Source organism: Acrocarpospora catenulata (assembly GCF_018476525.1).
Taxonomy (GTDB): Bacteria; Actinomycetota; Actinomycetes; order Streptosporangiales; family Streptosporangiaceae; genus Acrocarpospora; species Acrocarpospora catenulata.
Genome location: NZ_JAHCST010000012.1, coordinates 110,316 through 128,844, shown reverse-complemented (window position 1 = coordinate 128,844; position 18,529 = coordinate 110,316). Strand labels below are relative to the sequence as shown.

The 18,529-nt window shown below is 73.1% G+C and carries 18 protein-coding genes; 13 read left to right on the top strand and 5 right to left on the bottom strand.

Features of this window, described 5'->3' with window-relative positions; genetic code table 11:
• Position 1 precedes the first annotated feature (1 nt).
• Positions 2-961 carry an ATP-binding cassette domain-containing protein gene (locus KIP79_RS15150; RefSeq protein WP_214105529.1) on the top strand — a complete coding sequence of 320 codons (960 nt, stop codon included), beginning with the start codon at positions 2-4 and terminating at the stop codon, positions 959-961.
• Positions 958-1,743, top strand: a complete 786-nt coding sequence (locus tag KIP79_RS15145; RefSeq protein WP_214105430.1) for an ABC transporter permease — start codon at positions 958-960, stop codon at positions 1,741-1,743. Before KIP79_RS15150 ends, KIP79_RS15145 begins: the two co-directional genes overlap by 4 nt.
• A 36-nt stretch (positions 1,744-1,779) precedes the next feature.
• On the opposite strand, the gene KIP79_RS15140 is transcribed toward KIP79_RS15145, so the two are convergent.
• Together KIP79_RS15140 and KIP79_RS15135 are read right to left on the bottom strand one after the other, a co-directional pair.
• Positions 1,780-2,154, bottom strand: a complete 375-nt coding sequence (locus tag KIP79_RS15140; RefSeq protein WP_214105429.1) for a DUF2255 family protein — start codon at positions 2,152-2,154, stop codon at positions 1,780-1,782.
• Positions 2,155-2,298: 144 nt separating this feature from the next.
• Entirely contained in the window at positions 2,299-3,084 is a 786-nt protein-coding gene (locus tag KIP79_RS15135; RefSeq protein WP_214105428.1) for a hemerythrin domain-containing protein, read from the bottom strand.
• A 227-nt stretch (positions 3,085-3,311) separates the two neighbouring features.
• On the opposite strand from KIP79_RS15135, the gene KIP79_RS15130 reads away from it, so the two are divergent.
• The 6 genes from KIP79_RS15130 to crcB all read left to right on the top strand — a co-directional run bounded on the left by KIP79_RS15130 (position 3,312) and on the right by crcB (position 10,384).
• Positions 3,312-4,427 carry an LLM class flavin-dependent oxidoreductase gene (locus KIP79_RS15130; protein ID WP_214105427.1) on the top strand — a complete coding sequence of 372 codons (1,116 nt, stop codon included), beginning with the start codon at positions 3,312-3,314 and terminating at the stop codon, positions 4,425-4,427.
• Positions 4,428-4,627: 200 nt separating this feature from the next.
• Positions 4,628-6,304: an RNA ligase family protein gene (locus KIP79_RS15125; RefSeq protein ID WP_214105426.1), complete on the top strand. Its 1,677-nt coding sequence runs from the start codon at positions 4,628-4,630 to the stop codon at positions 6,302-6,304.
• Position 6,305: 1 nt separating this feature from the next.
• A complete protein-coding gene (locus KIP79_RS15120) occupies positions 6,306-9,020 on the top strand; it encodes an RNA repair domain-containing protein (protein WP_214105425.1) in 2,715 nt (904 codons plus the stop codon).
• A 154-nt stretch (positions 9,021-9,174) separates the two neighbouring features.
• Positions 9,175-9,651 carry a fluoride efflux transporter FluC gene (locus tag KIP79_RS15115; RefSeq protein ID WP_308169732.1) on the top strand — a complete coding sequence of 159 codons (477 nt, stop codon included), beginning with the start codon at positions 9,175-9,177 and terminating at the stop codon, positions 9,649-9,651.
• Positions 9,648-10,001 (top strand): DUF190 domain-containing protein, encoded by a 354-nt coding sequence (locus KIP79_RS15110; RefSeq protein WP_214105424.1) that lies wholly within the window; start codon positions 9,648-9,650, stop codon positions 9,999-10,001. Before KIP79_RS15115 ends, KIP79_RS15110 begins: the two co-directional genes overlap by 4 nt.
• Entirely contained in the window at positions 9,998-10,384 is a 387-nt protein-coding gene (gene crcB / locus KIP79_RS15105) for a fluoride efflux transporter CrcB (protein ID WP_372453580.1), read from the top strand. The genes KIP79_RS15110 and crcB overlap by 4 nt, the downstream gene beginning before the upstream one ends.
• Positions 10,385-10,478: 94 nt before the next feature.
• Here crcB and KIP79_RS49440 read toward each other — a convergent pair whose 3' ends face one another.
• Positions 10,479-11,687, bottom strand: a complete 1,209-nt coding sequence (locus KIP79_RS49440) for an FAD-dependent oxidoreductase (protein WP_214105423.1) — start codon at positions 11,685-11,687, stop codon at positions 10,479-10,481.
• Between the two features lie 60 nt (positions 11,688-11,747).
• Here KIP79_RS49440 and KIP79_RS15095 point away from each other — a divergent pair, with 60 nt between their 5' ends.
• Positions 11,748-12,248, top strand: coding sequence for a MarR family winged helix-turn-helix transcriptional regulator (locus KIP79_RS15095; protein WP_214105422.1), 501 nt, complete (start codon positions 11,748-11,750; stop codon positions 12,246-12,248).
• 26 nt (positions 12,249-12,274) lie between these two features.
• On the opposite strand, the gene KIP79_RS15090 is transcribed toward KIP79_RS15095, so the two are convergent.
• Positions 12,275-13,249 (bottom strand): NAD(P)/FAD-dependent oxidoreductase, encoded by a 975-nt coding sequence (locus tag KIP79_RS15090; protein WP_214105421.1) that lies wholly within the window; start codon positions 13,247-13,249, stop codon positions 12,275-12,277.
• A gap of 79 nt (positions 13,250-13,328) precedes the next feature.
• Here KIP79_RS15090 and KIP79_RS15085 point away from each other — a divergent pair, with 79 nt between their 5' ends.
• The 3 genes from KIP79_RS15085 to KIP79_RS15075 all read left to right on the top strand — a co-directional run bounded on the left by KIP79_RS15085 (position 13,329) and on the right by KIP79_RS15075 (position 16,063).
• The gene (locus tag KIP79_RS15085) at positions 13,329-13,925 is read left to right on the top strand and encodes a helix-turn-helix domain-containing protein (protein ID WP_214105420.1); all 597 of its coding nucleotides are present in this window, start codon (positions 13,329-13,331) and stop codon (positions 13,923-13,925) included.
• Between the two features lie 138 nt (positions 13,926-14,063).
• Positions 14,064-15,029, top strand: coding sequence for an alpha/beta hydrolase fold domain-containing protein (locus KIP79_RS15080; RefSeq protein WP_214105419.1), 966 nt, complete (start codon positions 14,064-14,066; stop codon positions 15,027-15,029).
• A gap of 32 nt (positions 15,030-15,061) precedes the next feature.
• Complete coding sequence (locus tag KIP79_RS15075; RefSeq protein WP_250213254.1) at positions 15,062-16,063, top strand: helix-turn-helix domain-containing protein; 1,002 nt, start codon at positions 15,062-15,064, stop codon at positions 16,061-16,063.
• Here the strand turns inward: KIP79_RS15075 and KIP79_RS15070 are convergent.
• Positions 15,954-16,910, bottom strand: a complete 957-nt coding sequence (locus tag KIP79_RS15070) for a metallophosphoesterase family protein (protein ID WP_214105418.1) — start codon at positions 16,908-16,910, stop codon at positions 15,954-15,956. The genes KIP79_RS15075 and KIP79_RS15070 overlap by 110 nt on opposite strands.
• 289 nt (positions 16,911-17,199) lie before the next feature.
• Between KIP79_RS15070 and KIP79_RS15065 the strand changes: the two genes are divergently transcribed.
• Positions 17,200-18,501 carry a phytase gene (locus tag KIP79_RS15065; RefSeq protein WP_214105417.1) on the top strand — a complete coding sequence of 434 codons (1,302 nt, stop codon included), beginning with the start codon at positions 17,200-17,202 and terminating at the stop codon, positions 18,499-18,501.
• The last annotated feature ends 28 nt before the right edge of the window (positions 18,502-18,529 follow it).

The window sequence follows — 18,529 nt, the reverse complement described above, 5'->3', positions numbered from 1 at the left end:
CATGGCAACCATGGCGATCACCGCCACCGGCCTGACGAAATCGTACGGGGACAAGGTCGTGCTCGACGGCCTGGACCTGGCCATCCCCCAGGGCAGCATCTTCGCTCTGCTCGGCCCCAACGGCGCCGGGAAGACCACCACCGTGCAGATCCTGTCCACCCTCATCCCCGCCGACGGCGGCCGGGCCGCGGTGGCCGGGCACGACGTGGCCCACGACGGCGAGGCCGTACGGGAGGCGATCGGCGTCACCGGCCAGTTCGCCGCGGTGGACAACCTGCTCACCGCCGAAGAGAACCTGCTGCTGATGGCGGACCTGAACCACCTGCCGCGCCGGGAGGGCCGCCGCCGCGCCGCCGAACTGCTGCGCCGCTTCGACCTGGCCGAGGCGGCCGGCGGGACCGCGCTCACCCTCTCCGGCGGCATGCGGCGCAAGCTCGACCTGGCGATGACCCTGATCGGCGACCCGCGGGTGATCTTCCTGGACGAGCCCACCACCGGTCTGGACCCGCGCAGCCGCCGCGTCATGTGGGAGATCATCCGCGACCTGGTCACCGGCCGGGGGGTGACCATCTTCCTGACCACCCAGTATCTGGAGGAGGCCGACCAGCTGGCCGACCGCGTCGCCGTGCTGGACCACGGGAAGCTGGTCGCCGAGGGCACCCCGCAGGAGCTCAAGCGGCGCATCCCCGGCCACCACATCCGGCTGTCCTTCGCCGACGCCGACCGGCTGGCCTCGGCCGCCGCCCTGTTCGACCAGGCCGCCACCGACGCCGAGACGCTCACCCTGCGCATCCCCGGCAACGGCGGCGTCCCCGCCCTGCGCGCGGTCCTGGACGTGCTGGACCGGGCCGCCGTGCAGGCCGAGGAGCTCACCGTGCACTCCCCCGACCTGGACGAGGTGTTCCTCACCCTGACCGGACGACCCCACAGCGGCGCTCTTGAGAAAGAAGGCCTCCGATGACCAGCCTGTCCTACGCCGTCAGCGACTCGGCGACCATGCTGCGCCGCAACCTGCTGCACGCGCGGCGCTACCCGGCGATGACCTTCTCCACCCTGGTGATGCCCGTCATCATCCTGCTGCTGTTCAACTACGCCTTCGGCGGCGCGCTCGGCGCCGGCATCGGCGACGGCTCCGTCAAGTACATCGACTACATCGCGCCCGGCATCATCCTGATGTCGGTCGCCTCCGGCGGCGTGGGCACCGCGGTCGGGGTCAGCTCCGACCTGACCGAGGGCATCGTCAACCGGTTCCGCACCATGGCGATCTCCCGGGCCTCCTTCCTGACCGGCCACGTGGTCGGCGGGGTGATCCAGACCATGACCAGCGTGGTGCTGGTGGTGGCGGTCGCGCTGGCGATGGGCTTCCGGCCCGACGCCACCGCGCTGGAGTGGCTGGCCGCCTTCGGCCTGCTGACCCTGCTTACCTTCGCGCTGACCTGGCTGGCCGCCGGGGTGGGGCTGATCGCCAGGAACCCCGAGTCGGCCAGCAACATCCCGCTGCCGTTCCAGTTCCTGCCCTTCCTCGGCAGCGCCATCGTCCCGCCGGAGTCGATGCCGGGCGGGCTGCGGTGGTTCGCCGAGTACCAGCCCTTCACCCCGATCATCGAGACCCTGCGCGGCCTGCTCATGGGCACCCCGTACGGCAACAGCCCCGTCCTGGCCCTGGCCTGGTGCGCCGGGCTCGGCCTGGCGGGCTACCTGTGGGCGCGCTCGAGATTCCAGCGGGGGCCCGTCGTCCGCTGACCCCCCTTGGGCGGCCCCGCGAACCTTTGGTGAGGGTCAGCGTGGCAGGAGCCGGATGGTGGCCTGCCGGGCCTGCGGGCTGGTGACGGGGTCGACGTACTGGGGGCCGTAGCGGGCGTACTTGTCGCGGTAGGCGCCGTCGATCCGGTCTCCCAGGGCGGGGTCGGCGTCGGCGAAGGCGACGTCCCTGCCGACGCCGGCGGTGTGGATGCGGCCCTGGCCGCGGGAGCGGGTGGCGCGGTACCAGGCGCCGTCGGGGCCGTTCATGCAGCGGACGTACAGGTCGTCCTCCAGGCGGACGACCCAGATGGTCACCGGTTTGGTCAGCATGTCGTCGCGGCGCAGCGACTCGATCTGCACCTCGTCGGCGTCTCCGATCGCGGTGAGTTCGGCGCCCGTCCATCCGGCCATGGTCCGCCTCCTTCGTCGTACATTCGTCGCACAACAACTAGGCGAAACGGACATACCCACCGGACGCGGCCCGGTGGCCGCGCCGGGGAAGGTGTGACGCGGCGCTGACCGAACGGTTGCCGCGCGCGCCCGGCCGTGGCCCGGTCATGTCCGGGGTGTGAACTGGGCCAGGTCGTAGATGCCCAGGCTCTTCTCGATGTCGGCCACCTGGTTGACGATGCCGGTGAAGCCGGCGGTGCCGAAGCGGCGGTGTTCCTCGTCCTCGAAGATCTCGCCCATCTCGGCGAACTGTCTGAGCGTGACGACCTCGCGCAGGGCGGGGAAGACGACGGTGTCCTCGCGCGCCTCGTGCGGTTCGTACATCCGGATGAAGGCGGCCATGTCGGCGACCAGGGCGCCGCGGGCCCGGGCGGAGGGCGTCGGCGCCGGGGTGGTGCCGGTGGCGTTCAGGATGCGGGCGGTCAGCGTGCGTCCGCGGTCGTGCTGCTGGATCAGGATCTGGACGGTGCCGGTGAGCTTGCCGGCCTTGACCAGGGCCGGGAAGACGTACTTCTCTTCCAGGTGCTCGTGGTACTCCTCGATGAAGGTGCGGATCAGGTACGCCCCGGCGTGCAGCGCCTGTGCCGGGACCGGTTGGCCGCCCTCGATCCGCCGGATCCCCTCCCGGTAGATGAGCAGGATGCGCTTGAGCACGCCGTGCTCGCGCATGAGGTCCTCCGGCGGGGTGACCGGCTCGATCTCCTCGGCCGAAGGTGACGGGTCAGGTGCCGGTGAGGTGGCGCCGACGGTGACGAAGTCGGGCGCGCCGCACCCGGTCAGCGCCGGTCCGCAGGCCAGCGCGGCCGGCCAGCCCAGTAGCGCGCGGCGGCGCACCAGCGGCGCTTCCCGTCCGTCGTCCGCCGCTTCCGCCCGCCATCCCGTCGGCCGCATTCCGAGCTCCCCGCATCCCCCGTGGTCAGGACATCGGTATGCCCGAGTTCAGGTGATCAGACCCGATGGAACGGGTAATACCTGAGATTACCCATTGACTTGGTAGGAAATATGGGTAATCTTCGGAGTAAAGCCGCCCTGCTCCAGCGAGGTACGCCTATGTCCGTTGTCGATCCTCCTCCCGGCCGCGATCGCGATCTCCCTCCAGTGCGAGGAGGGCGTGGCCGGTGAGCGCGCTCCGGTTCCACTGGTTCCTGCCCACCACCGGCGACGGCCGCTCCATCGTCGGCGGCGGCCACGGCCTCGGCCGCAGCCACGGCGAGGCCGTCTACCGGCCGCCGAGCGTGGACTACCTCGGGCAGATCGCCCGCGCCGCCGAACAGCTCGGCTTCGAGGCGGTGCTCACCCCGACCGGCACCTACTGCGAGGACGCCTGGCTGGTCACCGCCGCCCTCACCCAGGTGACCACCCGGCTGAAGTTCCTGGTGGCCTTCCGGCCCGGCCTGCTCTCCCCCACCCTGGCCGCCCAGATGGCCGCCACCTACCAGCGCGTCTCCGGCGGGCGGCTGCTGCTCAACGTGGTCACCGGCGGCGAGGAGGCCGAGCAGCGCCGCTTCGGCGACCACCTCGGCAAGGACGAGCGCTACCTGCGCACCGGCGAGTTCCTGACCATCGTCCGCGGTGCCTGGCGGGGCTCCTTCGACTTCACCGGCAACTACTTCGAGGTGGAGGACGCCCGGGTCGCCGAGGCGCCCGACCCCGTCCCCGAGCTGTACTTCGGCGGCAGCTCGGCGGCGGCCGGGCCGGTCGCGGCCAAGCACGCCGACGTCTACCTGACCTGGGGGGAGCCGCCCGCCCAGGTGGCCGAGAAGCTGGCCTGGGTCCGCGCCCTGGCCGCCGAGCAGGGCCGCAGGCTCCGCTTCGGCATCCGCCTGCACGTGATCACCCGCGACCGCTCGGCCGACGCCTGGGACGAGGCCGGCCGCCTGCTGGAGCGCATCCCGCCGCAGGACATCGCCCTGGCCCGCAAACTGCTGGCGCAGAGCTCCTCGGTCGGCCAGCAGCGCATGCTCGCCCTGCACGCCGGGTTCACCACCGGCAAGGCCCGCGACCTGGAGGTGCACCCCGGCCTGTGGGCGGGGGTCGGCCTGGTCCGCGGCGGGGCCGGGACTGCGCTGGTCGGCAGCCACGCCGAGGTGGCCGACCTGATCGAGGAGTACGCCGCGCTCGGCATCGAGGAGTTCGTGCTGTCGGGGTACCCGCACCTGGAGGAGGCGTACTGGTTCGGCGAGGGCGTGCTGCCCGAGCTGCGGCGGCGGGGGGTGCTCCGCCGGGCCGCGTAGGAGATCGTGGCGCGGGCGGGGAGCTACCCGCCCGCGGGGTGGCTCCGGAGCGGCATTCCGGAGATCAGCCGGCCGTCGCGTTCCAGCCGGTCGAGCACGGGGCGTAGGGGCCGCCCCGCGGCAGGTCGCCGCAGGATATTTCGGTGGAACCCTGTCGGCCTGCCCGTTAGATTCGCCGCAAGGTCGATCAAGGGGGGATCATGCGCGTCCACTACCCCCGTACCCCGCATCTGCCCTGGTCACCGGGCCTGTCGGCGGATGACGTACGGGCTGAGGGGGTCGCCGGGCTGGCCGGGCGCGAGGTTGTGGTCACCGAGAAACTCGACGGCGAGAACACCACCCTGTACGGCGACGGCCTGCACGCCCGTTCCCTGGATTCGGGCCACCACCCATCCCGGGCCTGGCTGAAGGCGCTGCACGGCAGGATCGCCCGGTTCATCCCCGACGGCTGGCGGATCTGCGGCGAGAACCTCTACGCCCGCCACTCCATCGCCTACCCGTCGCTGGACAGCTGGTTCTCCGCCTTCTCCGTCTGGAACGGCGACCTCTGCCTGGACTGGGACGCCACCGTGGACTTCACCCGGCGGCTGGGCCTGCCGGTGCCGCCGGTGCTCTGGCGGGGCGTCTTCGACGAACGCGCCATCCGGGCCCTGCGGCTGGATGTCGGCCGCCAGGAAGGGTACGTCGTGCGCCCGGCCGCAGCCTTCACCCGCGCCGAGTTCCCCGCCCTGGTCGCCAAATGGGTGCGCCCCCGCCACGTGCGGACCGACCGGCACTGGATGCTCGGCCCCGTCGTCGAGAACGGCCTCAGCCCGGCCGCCGCCCTCTGGGACACCCGCTCCGGCGCCACCCCCGACATCCCCGCCCTGGAAAAGGCCATCGGCCTGACCGGCGAATCCGCGGAAAGCCGGGTCGCGGAGGTCGCCGCACGTCTGGACCAGATCGGCCGGACCGGAGACGCCCGCCTGGCGGGAGTGCTCGCCGTCCTGCTGGCCGACCGGCACCGATCCCGGCTGGGCCCCCAACTGGTCGCGCCGCTCGGGATGGCGCTGGCCCGCCGGGTCGCCGACCTGGTCGGGCTCGCCCCGACGCTGGCCAGGCCACTCCCGGAGGAGAGCATCCGCGGCACGCTCATCCGGTACTGCGCGGCGGCCGACCTCGGGGTGCTGCACGCGGTGGCGCTGGCCGGGCCCGGCCCCCGCGAGCCGGTCGAATGGGCGCAACTGCACGCCGAGGAGGAAGGGCTGCTCGGGGAGAGGCCGTTGCACGAGCTGCGCACCGGCCTGCTTTCGGCCGGGCCGGGCTCACCCGAGGCCGCCGACCGGTGCTGGGGCGAGGCGCGGGAGGCGTACGCGCGGGGGAAGGTCTTCAGTGCCGCGGAGGCGATCGCGCTGACCTGGCGCTGGCGGTCGGGCGACTTCCCGCAGGTGATCATCACGGTCGGGCCGTCGGGCAGCGGCAAGAGCACATTCGCCCGGCGCTTCCCCCGGGTGGTCTCCCTGGACGACCTGCGCGGCGAGCGGGGCTCGCGCGCCAACCAGCGGGACAACCCGGCCGTGCTCAACGAGGGACTGCGCCGGCTGGACGCCCTGCTGGCCGAGGGCGGCACGGTCGTCTGGGACGCCACCGCGCTCAACCGGCACCAGCGCTCCCTGGTACAGGCGGTGGCCCGCGGCCGGGACGCGCTGATCACCCACGCGGTCGCTTTGGTGCCGGAGGAGACCCTGGCCAGGCGCAACGCCGTACGCGCCGATCCGGTGCCGGCCGGGGTGCTGGACGCGCAGCTGCGCCGGTTCGACCCGCCCTATCCGGGCGAGGGGCATCGCACCTGGTACCTCGGCGACGACGGCGCCGTGCAGGACCGGGACGGGGGCTGAGGTGCGCACCAGCGAGGAGGTCTACCACTGGATCCGCTGGGATCCGCGTTTCGACCCGTCCAGGTTCGTGCTGGGGATCAACGTGCGCGGGGCCGCGCCCAAGCGGGTGCCGTTGCCGGCGTTCGTGCCGGGCGGGGACATTCCCTGGCATCGCATCATGTTCGTCGAGGCCGACGGCGAGCTGGTGTGGGACCGGGCCACCGGCCTCGACGCGGTCGCCGACGCCGGTCTCGCCCGCGACCCGCGCCTGCTGCGCGCCCCGCACTTCACGCCGGGCACCCCGTACGCCTGGGACCCCGCCGGAGGCTGGCGGCCGGGCACGACCGGGCAGGCTGGGACCCTGCGCGTGCTCACCTGGAACACCCTCTGGGACCGGTACGACGCCGACCGCGTCCACACCGCCCGCCGCAGGCCGCTGCTGCTGACCGCCCTGGAAGTAGCCGACGCCGACGTCATCGCCCTCCAGGAGGTCGAGAACGAGCTGCTCGCGATGCTCCTGGCCGCCCCCTGGGTGCGCGCCCGCTACTCCGTCACCACCCTGGACGCCACCGAGTTCGGCCTGCTGATCCTCAGCCGCCTGCCCGTACGCGAGGTGGGCACCCTGGTCCTCGGCCCGCACAAGGCCGTCACCGCGATCACCGCCGAGACCGCGGAAGGGCAGGTGGTGATCGCCGCCACCCATCTCACCAGCGACCACACCGACAACGGCGCCGCCCGGCGGGAGACCGAGCTCGCCGCGCTCGCCCAGGCGCTGGCCGACCTCGACGTTCCGGTGGTCCTGGCCGGCGACTTCAACGACGGCACCGGCACGCCCGCCCTGACGCTCGGGCTGCGCGACGCCTGGAGCGAGGTGCACGGCCCCGGCGACCAGACCCCCACCTTCGATCCGCGGGCCAACCCGCTGGCCGCCCTCGCCTCCCTGACCGGCCGCCCGAGCCGCCTGGACCGGGTGCTCCTGCGCGGCCGCCACCCGGCCACCGCCACCCTCCTGGGAACCGTCCCGGCCACCCCGGACGGCCTCTTCCTCTCCGACCACTACGGCCTATGCGTCGAAATTTCCGGACAAGCCAGCCTCGGGCCGGTGCTCGACCTCCACCCCACCGCCCGGACCGCCCTGGCCTGGATCCCCCCGGCCGGCCTCTGGCCCGCCCTCCAGGAGATCCGCCACCGGCACGACCCGTCCTTCGACCGCTGGCCCCCGCACGTCAACCTGCTCTTCGGCTTCGTCCCCGAAGCCGCCTTCGAACAGGCGGCCCCGCTGCTGTCCGCCGCCGCGACCCTCCCGCCGTTCCCCGCCACCCTCCAGGGCCTGTACGCCTTCCGCCACCGCGACACCTCCACCGTCTGGCTCGACCCCGCCGCCGGCGACCCCGAACCCTGGACCCGGCTCCGCGACACCCTCCAGCGCGCCTTCCCCCGCTGCCGGGCCGGCCTCCCGCACCTCACCGTGGCCAAGACCCGCACCCCCGACCGGCTCATCGCCGACCTTTCCCCCCGCCTGCCCGGCATGTCCGCGCACGTCGGCGAACTGACCCTGCTCTCCCGCCGGGGCGGGGAACCCATGCGACCCCGCGCCACGATCACCCTCGGCACCGGCGAACTGACCTGGCACGACGACCCGCCCGCCCCGCCGCGCCCCGACCCCGCGCCGGACATCGCCGGACAACTACGCGCGGCCGTCCCCGAAGGGGTGGTGCACGTGGCCGGGTCCCGGCGGATGGAGTGCGCGCCACCCGGGGCCGACCTGGATCTGGTGCTGGTGCTGCCCGGAAGCCCGGACCCGGCCGAGGTCGCCTCCCGGGTGGCCGCCCTGCCCGGGGTGGCAGGGGTGCGGCAGGTGGTCGGCGCACGGGTGCCCGGGCTGCGGTTGCGGGCCGGAGGCCTGCCGGTGGATCTGGTCGTGGTGGGTTCCGGCGACCTCGATCCCGGGGAGGCGGTGGCCTGCCGTACCCGGTTGGGGGAGGCTGCGGCGGTGGCGTTGAGCGCGGTCAGCGACGCGGACGCCGTACTGGCGGCGGTGGCCGACCGGCCGGCGGCCTTCACCCGGCTGGCCCGGCAGGTCAAGGGCTGGGCGCGGGCGCGCGGTCTGGACTCCGCCCCGTTCGGGGGGCTGCCCGGGCTGGCCTGGACCGTGCTGGCGGCCCTGACCGTCCGGGAGGCGGGCGATGTTTCCCCCGAGGAGCTGACCGGGCGCTTCTTCGGCGACTGGGCCGCCTGGGACTGGCGCACGCCGGTCGATCTTCACGGGACGGTGCGGGAGAGGTTCGAGGCGCCGGTCGCGATCCTCACACCGAGCGCGCCGGTACGGCTCTGCACCGAACAGGTCGGCGCCGGAGGACGGGACCTGCTGACCCAGGAGCTGTATACGGCCTGGGAGATCGCCGAATCCGGCGACCTCGACCGGTTGCTCGCGCCTCCGCCGATGCACCGGCGCCACCGGGCCTGGGCCGTGGTCGAGGTGACCGGCGACCCCGGCCGGTTCCGGGGGCGCGTGCGGGCCCTGCTCACCGCCCTGGAGGACGCGGGCGTCGCCGACTGTCACGCCTGGCCCCGCCCGTACCAGTCCACTCCGGAAACATCCCGCTACGCGATCGGCTTGGGCCGTACCCCGCCCGGCCGGAGCGAGCTCGCCGAGCTCACCGCCCCCTGGCTGGACGGCCTGCACGGCGTCACCGTCACCTGGGCCGACGGCGGCGACATCCCCACCCTGCGCTGACCGCCCGCGGATTTTCCGATCGATATAGTGGGCGGCAGGTGTGCGGTGGTGGGGCCCACCGCCTCGCCGCCGGGCGGCGGCGGGTAACCGCGGCGTCCGGCCGCCAACGGTCCCTACCAGAGATGATGTTGCGCTGCTGGTAGGAAGGATCGAGGTGTCTGAGCCTCCTGTCGACCCCGATATCGATCTGCGAGTGCCGGCCCAGCGGGCTGAGTTGCGTCGCGCGCCGTGGTCGACCCTGGCGATGGTCGCGCTGGGTGGCATGGCGGGGGCGCTGGCCCGCTACGGGCTGGGTCTGGCCTTCCCGCACCCGCCCGCGGGGTTCCCATGGGTCACGCTGGCCGTCAACCTCAGCGGGTGCCTGCTGATCGGGGTGCTCATGACGGCCATCACCGAAGTCTGGTCGGTTCCGGGGTGGGTACGGCCGCTGCTGGGCGTGGGCGTGCTGGGCGGTTTCACCACCTTCTCCACCTACGTGGTGGACATCGGCCAGATGGTGATCGGCGGGCAGGCCCGTGCCGCGCTGGCGTACCTGGCCGCGACTCCGATCCTGGCGCTGGCCGCCGTCTGGGCCGGCAGCGCGGCGACCCGGGCGCTGTCGGGCCGCCGTGGCGAAAGGAGCAGGCTTTGAAGCTGGAAGGGGCCGCGCTGCGGCTGACCGTGTTCGTCGGCGAGACCGATGTCTGGCACCACAAGCCGCTGTATCACGAGATCGTGCACCGCGCGCACGCGGCGGGCCTGGCCGGGGCGAGCGTGTTCCGCGGCGTGGAGGGCTATGGCGCCTCCAGCCACATCCACACCACGCGCATCCTGTCGCTGTCGGAGGACCTGCCGATGGCGATCGTCATCGTCGACACCGCGCATCGGATCCGGGCGTTCCTGCCCGAACTGGATGAGCTGATCAGCGAAGGCATGGTGATCCTGGACGAGGTCGAGGTGATCCGCTACGTCGGCCGCGGCACCACTGGGAGCTCCCAATGAGCGGCACGCTCAGCGGGCCGCTGACCGTGGCGCTGGTGGCCGCCGGCGCCGCCATCGGCGCTCCGTTGCGCTACCTGGCCGACCGGATCATCCAGGCCCGCCACGACACCTTGTTCCCCTGGGGAACCTTCACGGTGAACATGGGCGGATCGGCGCTCCTGGGCTTCCTGGCCGCGCTGCCGGCCGGCGAGGTGGCGATGGCCGGTGCCGGAATCGGCTTCTGCGGCGCGCTGACCACGTACTCCACCTTCAGCTACGAGACGCTGCGGCTGCTACAGGACGGCGCCCGTTTCGCCGCCGTCGCCAACCAGCTGGCCAGCCTGGCCGGCGGCCTGGGCGCGGGCGCATGCGGATTCGTCCTGGCCCGCGCATTGACCGGATAAGACCACATTCGCGGAGAACGCGCCGGTCCCGGTGAACCTGCTGGGGGTACATGGCCTGGCCGCGACACCCTGGGCGAGGCCCTGCCAGGACGGGTCAGGCCGGTTTGGCACCTCCCCGGGCGGCCGGCGCGAAGGGCTGGTGGAGCGAGGCCGCGACGGCCTCGAAGCCGTAGCGGAGCATCTCGGCCTCGTAGTGTTGCTTGGCTTGGCTGAGCGGAACCCGGCCTGCCGCGACTTCGGTCAGGGCGTCCCGCAGGAGGCGGGCGTCTTTGAGCGCGATGTTGGCGCCCTCGCCGCGGCCGGGTGACATGGTGTGGATCGCGTCGCCCAGCAGCGTCGTGTTCGCGCTGTCCCAAGGCGGTACCGGGCGTGCCGAGGTGATGCACACCGGGAAGGTCGCGGCGACGTCGGCCTCGGCGATCAGGCGCCGCACCGCCGGATGCCACCCGTCGACCATGGCGCGGGCCGCCTGGTGCAGCGTGGCGGCGTCGGCCGTGCGCAGGCTGTCGTCGAGCAGCGGCATCGTCCAGGAGAAGTAGCCCGGCTGGTCGGTCAGGCGCAGCCCCGGCGCGAGCCTGGCCGCCGCGGCGGCGACCGGTTCGCGTGGGCGGCAGGTCGCGACGGCGAACGCGGCCCCTGCCGGTCCGATGACCCGGTTGAAGGTGTCGACCAGCACGTCGGGGACCCAGTCGAGGGTGCCGTCGGCGATCGGGGTCCGGCCGTAGACGGCCCAGTGCAGCTCGTCGACGACCGCGTCCGGCACGAGCTGGCGGCGGACGGCGGAGTTGGTGCCGTCGGCGCCCACCAGCAGGTCGGCGGTGGCCGACGTGCCGTCGGCGAAGTGGGCGAGGACCCGGCCGTCGGCCAGCTGCTCGTAGTGGCGGAAGGTCTTCCCGAAGTGCACCACACCGTCCAGGCCCGCCAGCAGGATCTCGCGCAGGGTGAGCCGGTTGACGCCGAATCCCGCCTGGCCGGGCTCGACGGGCGGAACGGGCTTGGCGAACTTGGGGGTCAGTTGCTCGTCGGTGAACACCATCCGGGTGGCCTGGCGGATGGAGGTGGCCACGCAGAGGTCGAACAGGTGCGGCGGCAGGCAGTGGTGCAGGGCCTGGGCGCCGGCCTCCTTCAGGCCGATGCGGTAGCCCTGGTCGCGGAATTCGGCGGAGGTGTCACGTTCGTACACCGCGACGCTGATCCCGGATCGGGTCAGGCCCTGTGCCAGGCAGAGACCGCCGATTCCGGCGCCGATGATGAGGACGTGGAACGCATTCGAATTCGATCTTCCTGTTGAGGGGTCGGTCACGGTCGCACGCTAGCAGTTAACTGTCGCGACAGTAAAGGTCGTGACTGGTAATATCGGCGGATGACGGCACAGGTGAACGCAGACGGACAGGCGGAGCAGCCGCGACACCCCCAGGGCCTCCCCATCGGGTTGGTCCTGGGCGGAGGATCACTCCTCCATCAGGTCGGCCGCGAACTGGGAACCGCGCTGGAACGCCAGCTCGCCCCCCACGGCATCACGGCCCAGCAGGCGGCCCTGCTGCTGCACGCGGGCCGGCAGGCCAGCGGCCCGAGCCAGCTGATGGCCCTGCTGGGCACCGACACGGCCGGCATGACCAAGCTGCTGGACCGCCTGGAGGACAAAGGCCTCCTTCAGCGCCGCCGCCACCCGCAGGACCGCCGCGCCGTCATCATCGAACTCACCGAACAGGGCAGCGCACTCGTCCCCGTCCTGCCCCCGATCTTCGGGCGGGTGACCGGCCGGCTACTGACCGGCTTCACCGCCGACGAGGTCGGCCAGCTGACGGCGATGCTGCAGCGGATGCTCACCAACCTCCGCACCGACCCCGCCGCGGACAGCTGATCGTCGTCGCATCGGGAGAGTACGGCTCACGCCCCCGCCGCGGCCGGCATCGCCTCCCGGTAGGCGGCGACGGCTTCGCGGGTCTCCTCGGCGACCAGGTCGGCGTTGATATGGGCACCGGCGGCGGCACCCGCCGCCGACGCCGCGCCGACCTGGGCGAACAGGTCGGTGGCGTTGCCCGCGACCCACACCCCCGGCACCTCGGTACGACCGGTCGCGTCGCACGGGACGTGCTCACCGGTCCCGCTCGCGTGCTCGACCGCCCGCAGCCCGAGGCCCGCCAGGAAGTCGGCGCGTGCCACCAGCCGGGACGCGACCGCCACCACCTCGCGGCCGACCACCGTACCGTCACGCAACCGGAGCCCGGTGATGCGGTCCTGGGCGATCTCCACGGCCGCCACCTCGCCGTCCACCACCCGGATGCCCCGGGCGGCCAGCTGCTCGGCCTGCTCCCCGGCCGGGGCCGCGGTGTGGGAGAAGAAGATGACGTCGGCGCTCAACTGCCGGAACATCAACGCCTGGTGCACCGACATCGGCCCACTGGACAGCACGCCGATGGCCCGGTCGCGGACCTCCCACCCGTGGCAGTACGGGCAGTGCACGACATCCCGCCCCCACCGCTCCCGCAGCCCCGGAAGGTCCGGCAGCTCGTCGACCAGGCCGGTGGCCACCAGCAACCGGCGGGCGCGAACCGTCCGGCCGTCGGCCAGCGTCACCGCGAACCCGTCCTCCTCGCGTGCCGCGGCGTCCACCTCGCCGGACACCACCTGGCCGCCGTAGCGGAGAACCTCCTCCCGGCCGCGTTCCAGCAGCTCGGCCGGGGGCATGCCGTCCCGGGCCAGCAGCCCGTGCACGCCTTCCGCCGGGGCGTTGCGGGGTGCGCCCGCGTCGATCACCACCACCGACCGGCGTGCCCGCGTCAGCATCAGCGCCCCGTTCAACCCGGCGGCGCCGCCGCCGACCACCACCACGTCATAGCCGCTTCGCAGCTGTTCGGTCATCTCGACCACCTCCGCGACCAGCCTGCGAGCCACCGGCCCGGCTGGCAAACCTTCTTGCCAAGGTGGCAAACTGGTGGGCATGGACGACGACCTCGGCCGGGCCCTGGACGCGGTCGGCCCCCGGCTGCGCGCGCTGCGCCGACGGCGTGAGACCACGCTGGCCGACCTGTCCGCGGCGACCGGCATCTCGGTGAGCACCCTGTCCCGGCTGGAGTCCGGCGCCCGCCGCCCGACCCTCGAACTCCTGCTCCCCCTGGCCAAGGCCCACGGGGTGACGCTGGACGAACTCGTGGACGCCCCGCCCACCGGCGATCCGCGCATCCACCTGCGCCCGTTCACCTACAACGGCATGACCATGCTGCCCCTGACCCGCCGGGCCGGCGGCATCCAGGCGTACAAACTGGTGATCCCGGCGGGGAGCCGCACCGGGGAGCCGGAGCCGAAGACCCACGAAGGGTACGAGTGGCTGTACGTTCTCAACGGGCACCTGCGCGTGATCCTCGGTGAGCAGGACCTGGTGCTGGTCCCCGGCGAGGCGGCCGAGTTCGACACCCGTGTGCCCCACTGGTTCGGCCCCGCCCGGCCCGAGCCGGTCGAGTTCCTCAGCCTGTTCGGCCGACAGGGCGAACGCGCCCACCTGCGCGCCCGCCCCAAGCCACGGGAACAACCCGGCTGACCTGTTCAGGGACGGCCCCCGCCATTTGGCGGGGGGTTCCCGCCGTGTGGCGCTCGATCGGGGCGGCGGGCCGGGATCACGATGCTGGTAGCCGGTGATGTCAGCCGCGCGTAACACTGTCGACATCCAGGAGCCATCATGGCCGTACCCGCCCCGCCCCCATTCGACCCGGAACTGGCCGCGGCGCTGTCCGCGATGGCGGGGTTCATCCCGCCGTCCCTGACGCTGGAGATGCTGCCCGCGCTGCGCGAGACGCCGATCAGCCTGCCGGAGGTGGACCTCAGCCGCGACGGCGCGGTCGAACTGAGGGAGCTGACCGTCCCCGGCCCGGCGGGCGAGCCGGACATCAGCCTGCTCGTCCTGCGCCCGGCGGGCGAGCCGGGCCCGGTCCCCGCGCTGTACCACATCCACGGCGGCGGCATGATCATGGGCGACGCCCGGATGATCCCCGCCGAGCTGGTCGACATGATCGTGGAACTGAAGCTCGCGATCGTCTCGGTGGAGTACCGGCTCGCGCCCGACCATCCGCACCCGGCGCCCGTCGAGGACAGCTACGCCGGCCTGGTGTGGACCGCCAAGCACGCCGACGAGATCGGCGTCGACCCCGGGCGCATCCTCGTGGCGGGGGCGAGCGCGGGCGGCGGGCTCGCCGCGGCCGTGGCGCTGCTGGCGCGCGACCGTAGCGGGCCCGCCCTCATCGGCCAGATGCTGATCTGCCCGATGCTTGACGACCGCAACGACACCGTGTCCAGCCACCAGATGGCGGGCCTGGGCGTGTGGGACAGGACCTCCAACGACACCGGCTGGACCGCGCTCCTCGGCGACCAGCGCGGCGGCCCCGGCGTCTCCCCGTACGCCGCGCCCGCGCGGGCCGCCGACCTGTCGGGCCTGCCGCCCGCGTTCGTCGACGTCGGCTCGGCCGAGACCTTCCGGGACGAGGATGTCGCCTACGCCACGGGCATCTGGCAGGCGGGCGGGGTGGCCGAGCTGCACGTGTGGCCCGGCGGCTTCCACGGATTCGACATGATGGCGCCGCACGCCGCGATCTCCCAGGCGGCCAAGGCCGCGCGGCTGGACTGGCTGCGGCGGATCCTGTCCGCCTAGTCGTCACCCCCGGCGGGCTGAGGCAGTATGACATGGTGAGAGAGCTCGCCGGCAGGCTGGCCGCGCTCGACCCCGATGCCAGCGCCGCCGTCCAGGTCATCGCCTACTTCGACCGCCTGGTGGAGGCCAGGGCCGGGCTGGAGGCGATCGTCCGGGGAGCGGCGGTGCTGGCCGGCTGCCCGGCCCGTCTGGTCGATCCCGGCCATCGGGTGGACGTGCGCGTCCTGGGCGACGGGCGGCGGAAGGACGCCGCCTCGCCGCCCGACCCCGGCTGGCTGCACGCGCCGCTGGGGCTGGAGAATGCCGTCCTGTGGCTGGAGCGGCCCGGTCCCGCCGGGCCCGTCCACCTGATGATCCTCGAACGGGCCGCCGGCGTCGCCCGCGACGCACTGGAGCGCACCCGCGGCCGGGCCGCCTCCGCCGTGGACCCGGCACTGGTGGAACTCCTGCTTGACCCGGCCGCCCCCGAGGCCGACCGCCTGCACGCGGCCCGCAGGCTCCGGCTTCCCGGAACCGGCGTCTGGGCCGTGGCGGTCGCGGGCGGCCCGCCGGTGATCGAACACCCCGGCAGCCGGGCGCGGACACCCGGCCTGGGGCGGCGGGCGGGAGTCGGTCCCGCCGGGCGCGTGGCCGACCTGCCCGCCTCGTGGGTGGCGGCGAAGACCGCGCTGCGGCTGGCGGCCGAAGGCGACGAGCAGGATCCGGGGCCGAGAGTGGTCCGGGCCGACGAACTGGGCGGGCTCCTGGTGCTGGCCGCCGCGGTGGGCCCCGACACCGAGCCGGCGCCCGACGTTCGGGCCCTCGACCACGCGGGCGGCGCCGCCCCGTGGATCCTGTCCACCCTGTACGCGGTCGCGTCGGAGCCAAGCCTGCGCACGGCCGCCGCCGCGCTCACCCTGCACCACTCCACCCTGCAGGATCGGCTCACGCGAGCGGAGCATCTGCTCGGCTGGAACATCCGCCAGCCGCAGGGTCGCCTCCGCCTGCAACTCGCCTTCGCCCTGCGACGCCTGCACCGGCACCCCCCTGACTGACCGGCCAGGTCAGGTCGAGGTCATCGGCGAGCCAGGGGTCGTGGATGTACTCGAAGGTGTGGGTGTCGGTGTCGAGCAGGCCGATGCTGCCCGGGGCGATCTGCTGGCGGGGGTTCAGCGAGGGTTCCCACTGGGTGGACTTGGGGGGAACCAGCTGGGCCAGCGCGTACGAGAGGGTCGGGCCGTACCGGCGGGGGCCGTTCTGGTGGTGGTAGTGGCCGCTGACGTGGAGGCGGGGGCGCAGGTGGTCGATGAGGGCGGTCAGTTTGGGTGAGCCCTGGGGGTTGCCGCGGCGGTCGGTGGACATGCCGTAGGGCCCGTCGTGGGTGATCAGGATGTCGACGTCACCCGGGGTGGTGGACATGAGGCGGTCGTAGGCCGCCGGGTCGAAGTCCATCTTGCCGGGGGCTTCGATGCGGCCGAGGAAGGCCGTGCGCTGCCCGGCGAGTTCGATTATGGAGCCGCAGGTGACGTGGTGGCAGACGCCGAGCGGGTCGACCGGGGTCACGGCCGGGTCGCCTGCCGCGTGGAGCGCGGCCAGCCATTCGTGGTCCTCGTGGTTGCCGCTGACGAAGGTCAGCGGCGGGAGCCGGCCGAGCGCGAACCGTAGGCCGTCGGCCAGGTCCGGGGTGGGGTCGAGCAGGCGGAAGAAGTCCCGCTGGGCGGGGGCGGTGGCGCCGAAGCGGCGGCCGGCCTCGTCCCAGCGTTCGGGACCGGGATAGGCGCCCAGGTCGCCGACCTGGACGAGGGCGTCGAGCGTGATGCCGCGGTACCGCTGGAGGGTCAGGGCCGCGCCGAGGGCGTGCAGGACACAGCCGTGCACGTCGCCGAGGAATGCGACTAGCAATGAAGTGGGTTGCCTTTCGTTCAGTGGCCATGCGGACGCCCGGCCCTGATTCGAAATGGCGCGACGATATGGCGTCAGCCACCGGTACGCCGACCGGTGGTTCACGTCCCACCGCCCCGCCGCCTCTCGAACGGCCCGGACGGGATCAGTGTAACCGTGGCTCCACAACCCCTGAAGAAGTCCCTGACAGCGTTGTGTCCGGCGTGGTGCGCCGTTCGCCTGGCGTTCTTCTCCCCCGGGCATGATCAAGCGGCTGAAAAGACCGAGTGTCCCGTGAGCAAGGAACCCCATGCGTACTCTTCCTCTCCTCGCCTGCCTGGTCGCGGCGCTGGTTCCGGCGGCGGCGGCCGTACCCGCCGCGGCCGGCGACATCCCCACCGTCACCGCCAGGTACGAAACCCCGGCGCTGTTCGACGACGGCGACGGCGGCAACGCCAACGGTGACGACCCGGCCATCTGGGTGCACCCCGGCAAGCCCGGCAAGAGCCTCGTGGTGGCCACCGCCAAAGAAGGCGGCCTGTACGTCTACGACCTGAAGGGCGCCCAACTCCAGCACATCCCGGCCCCGCCCGCCCCCGGCGAGGACGACGCACCCGGCCGCTTCAACAACGTGGACCTGGTCTACGACTTCGGCGGCCGTGACCTGGCCGTGGTCACCGACCGCGGCCGCGACCGGCTCCGCGTCTACGCCATCGACCCCAAGGCCACCGGCGCCCCGCTGACCGACGTCACCGACCCCGACGCCCCGTTCCTCTTCAACACCACCCAGGCCGAGGTCAACGAGGCCAAGACCGTCTACGGCCTGGCCACCTGGCAGGACAGAACCGGCGTGTACGCCCTGGTCAGCCGCCGCCACCAGACCGCCCTCGGCCTGGTACGGCTGACACCCGCCGCCGACGGCAAGGTCGGCTACCGCCTGGTCCGCACCCTCACCCTCCCGTCCTCCTTCAAGCTCCCCAACGGCGCCACCTGGACCCCCTGCCTGGAGCCGGGTGAGCTGCCGCAGGTCGAGGGCATGGTCGTGGACGGCGGCCGCGACGTGCTGTACGCCGCGCAGGAGGACGTCGGCATCTGGCGCATGCCCGCCGACCTCACCGGCAAGCCGGTCCTGCTCGACAAGGTCCGCGAGTACGGCGTGCCCGGCACCTACAACCCCGACACCGAGGAGTGCGACCCGGGCGTGGACCCCGGCTTCGGCGGCACCCACCTGGCGGCCGACGCCGAGGGCCTGACGATCTACTACCGGCGGGGCGGCACCGGCTACCTGCTGGCCTCCAGCCAGGGCGACGACACCTTCGCCGTCTACCGCCGCGAGGGCGACAACGCCTACCTCGGCCAGTTCCGGGTCGGCGACGGCCGGGTGGACGGCGCGCAGACCAGCGACGGCGCGATGGCCATGAACGTGCCGCTGGGCGAGGACTTCGGCCACGGCCTGTTCGTCACCCACGACGGCGTCAACACCCCCGAGGCCCGCGACGGCGACGGCGAGGTGCGCGAGAACACCAATTTCAAGTTCGTGCAGTGGGAGGACATCGCCCGCAAGCTCAACCTGCGGGTGGACACCACCGGCTGGAACCCCCGCAAGAACTAGCCACCCCTGACGGCGGGCGGGCTCCCTG

Bases quoted from the DNA above. Each gene is read 5' to 3' on its own strand.
- KIP79_RS15150 (WP_214105529.1), top strand. From the start codon at position 2: ATGGCAACCATGGCGATCACCGCCACCGGCCTGACGAAATCGTACGGG.
- KIP79_RS15145 (WP_214105430.1), top strand. From the start codon at position 958: ATGACCAGCCTGTCCTACGCCGTCAGCGACTCGGCGACCATGCTGCGC.
- KIP79_RS15140 (WP_214105429.1), bottom strand. From the start codon at position 2,154: ATGGCCGGATGGACGGGCGCCGAACTCACCGCGATCGGAGACGCCGAC.
- KIP79_RS15135 (WP_214105428.1), bottom strand. From the start codon at position 3,084: ATGCGGCCGACGGGATGGCGGGCGGAAGCGGCGGACGACGGACGGGAA.
- KIP79_RS15125 (WP_214105426.1), top strand. From the start codon at position 4,628: ATGCGCGTCCACTACCCCCGTACCCCGCATCTGCCCTGGTCACCGGGC.
- crcB (WP_372453580.1), top strand. From the start codon at position 9,998: ATGAGCGGCACGCTCAGCGGGCCGCTGACCGTGGCGCTGGTGGCCGCC.
- KIP79_RS15095 (WP_214105422.1), top strand. From the start codon at position 11,748: ATGACGGCACAGGTGAACGCAGACGGACAGGCGGAGCAGCCGCGACAC.
- KIP79_RS15090 (WP_214105421.1), bottom strand. From the start codon at position 13,249: ATGACCGAACAGCTGCGAAGCGGCTATGACGTGGTGGTGGTCGGCGGC.
- KIP79_RS15085 (WP_214105420.1), top strand. From the start codon at position 13,329: ATGGACGACGACCTCGGCCGGGCCCTGGACGCGGTCGGCCCCCGGCTG.
- KIP79_RS15080 (WP_214105419.1), top strand. From the start codon at position 14,064: ATGGCCGTACCCGCCCCGCCCCCATTCGACCCGGAACTGGCCGCGGCG.
- KIP79_RS15075 (WP_250213254.1), top strand. From the start codon at position 15,062: ATGGTGAGAGAGCTCGCCGGCAGGCTGGCCGCGCTCGACCCCGATGCC.
- KIP79_RS15065 (WP_214105417.1), top strand. From the start codon at position 17,200: ATGCGTACTCTTCCTCTCCTCGCCTGCCTGGTCGCGGCGCTGGTTCCG.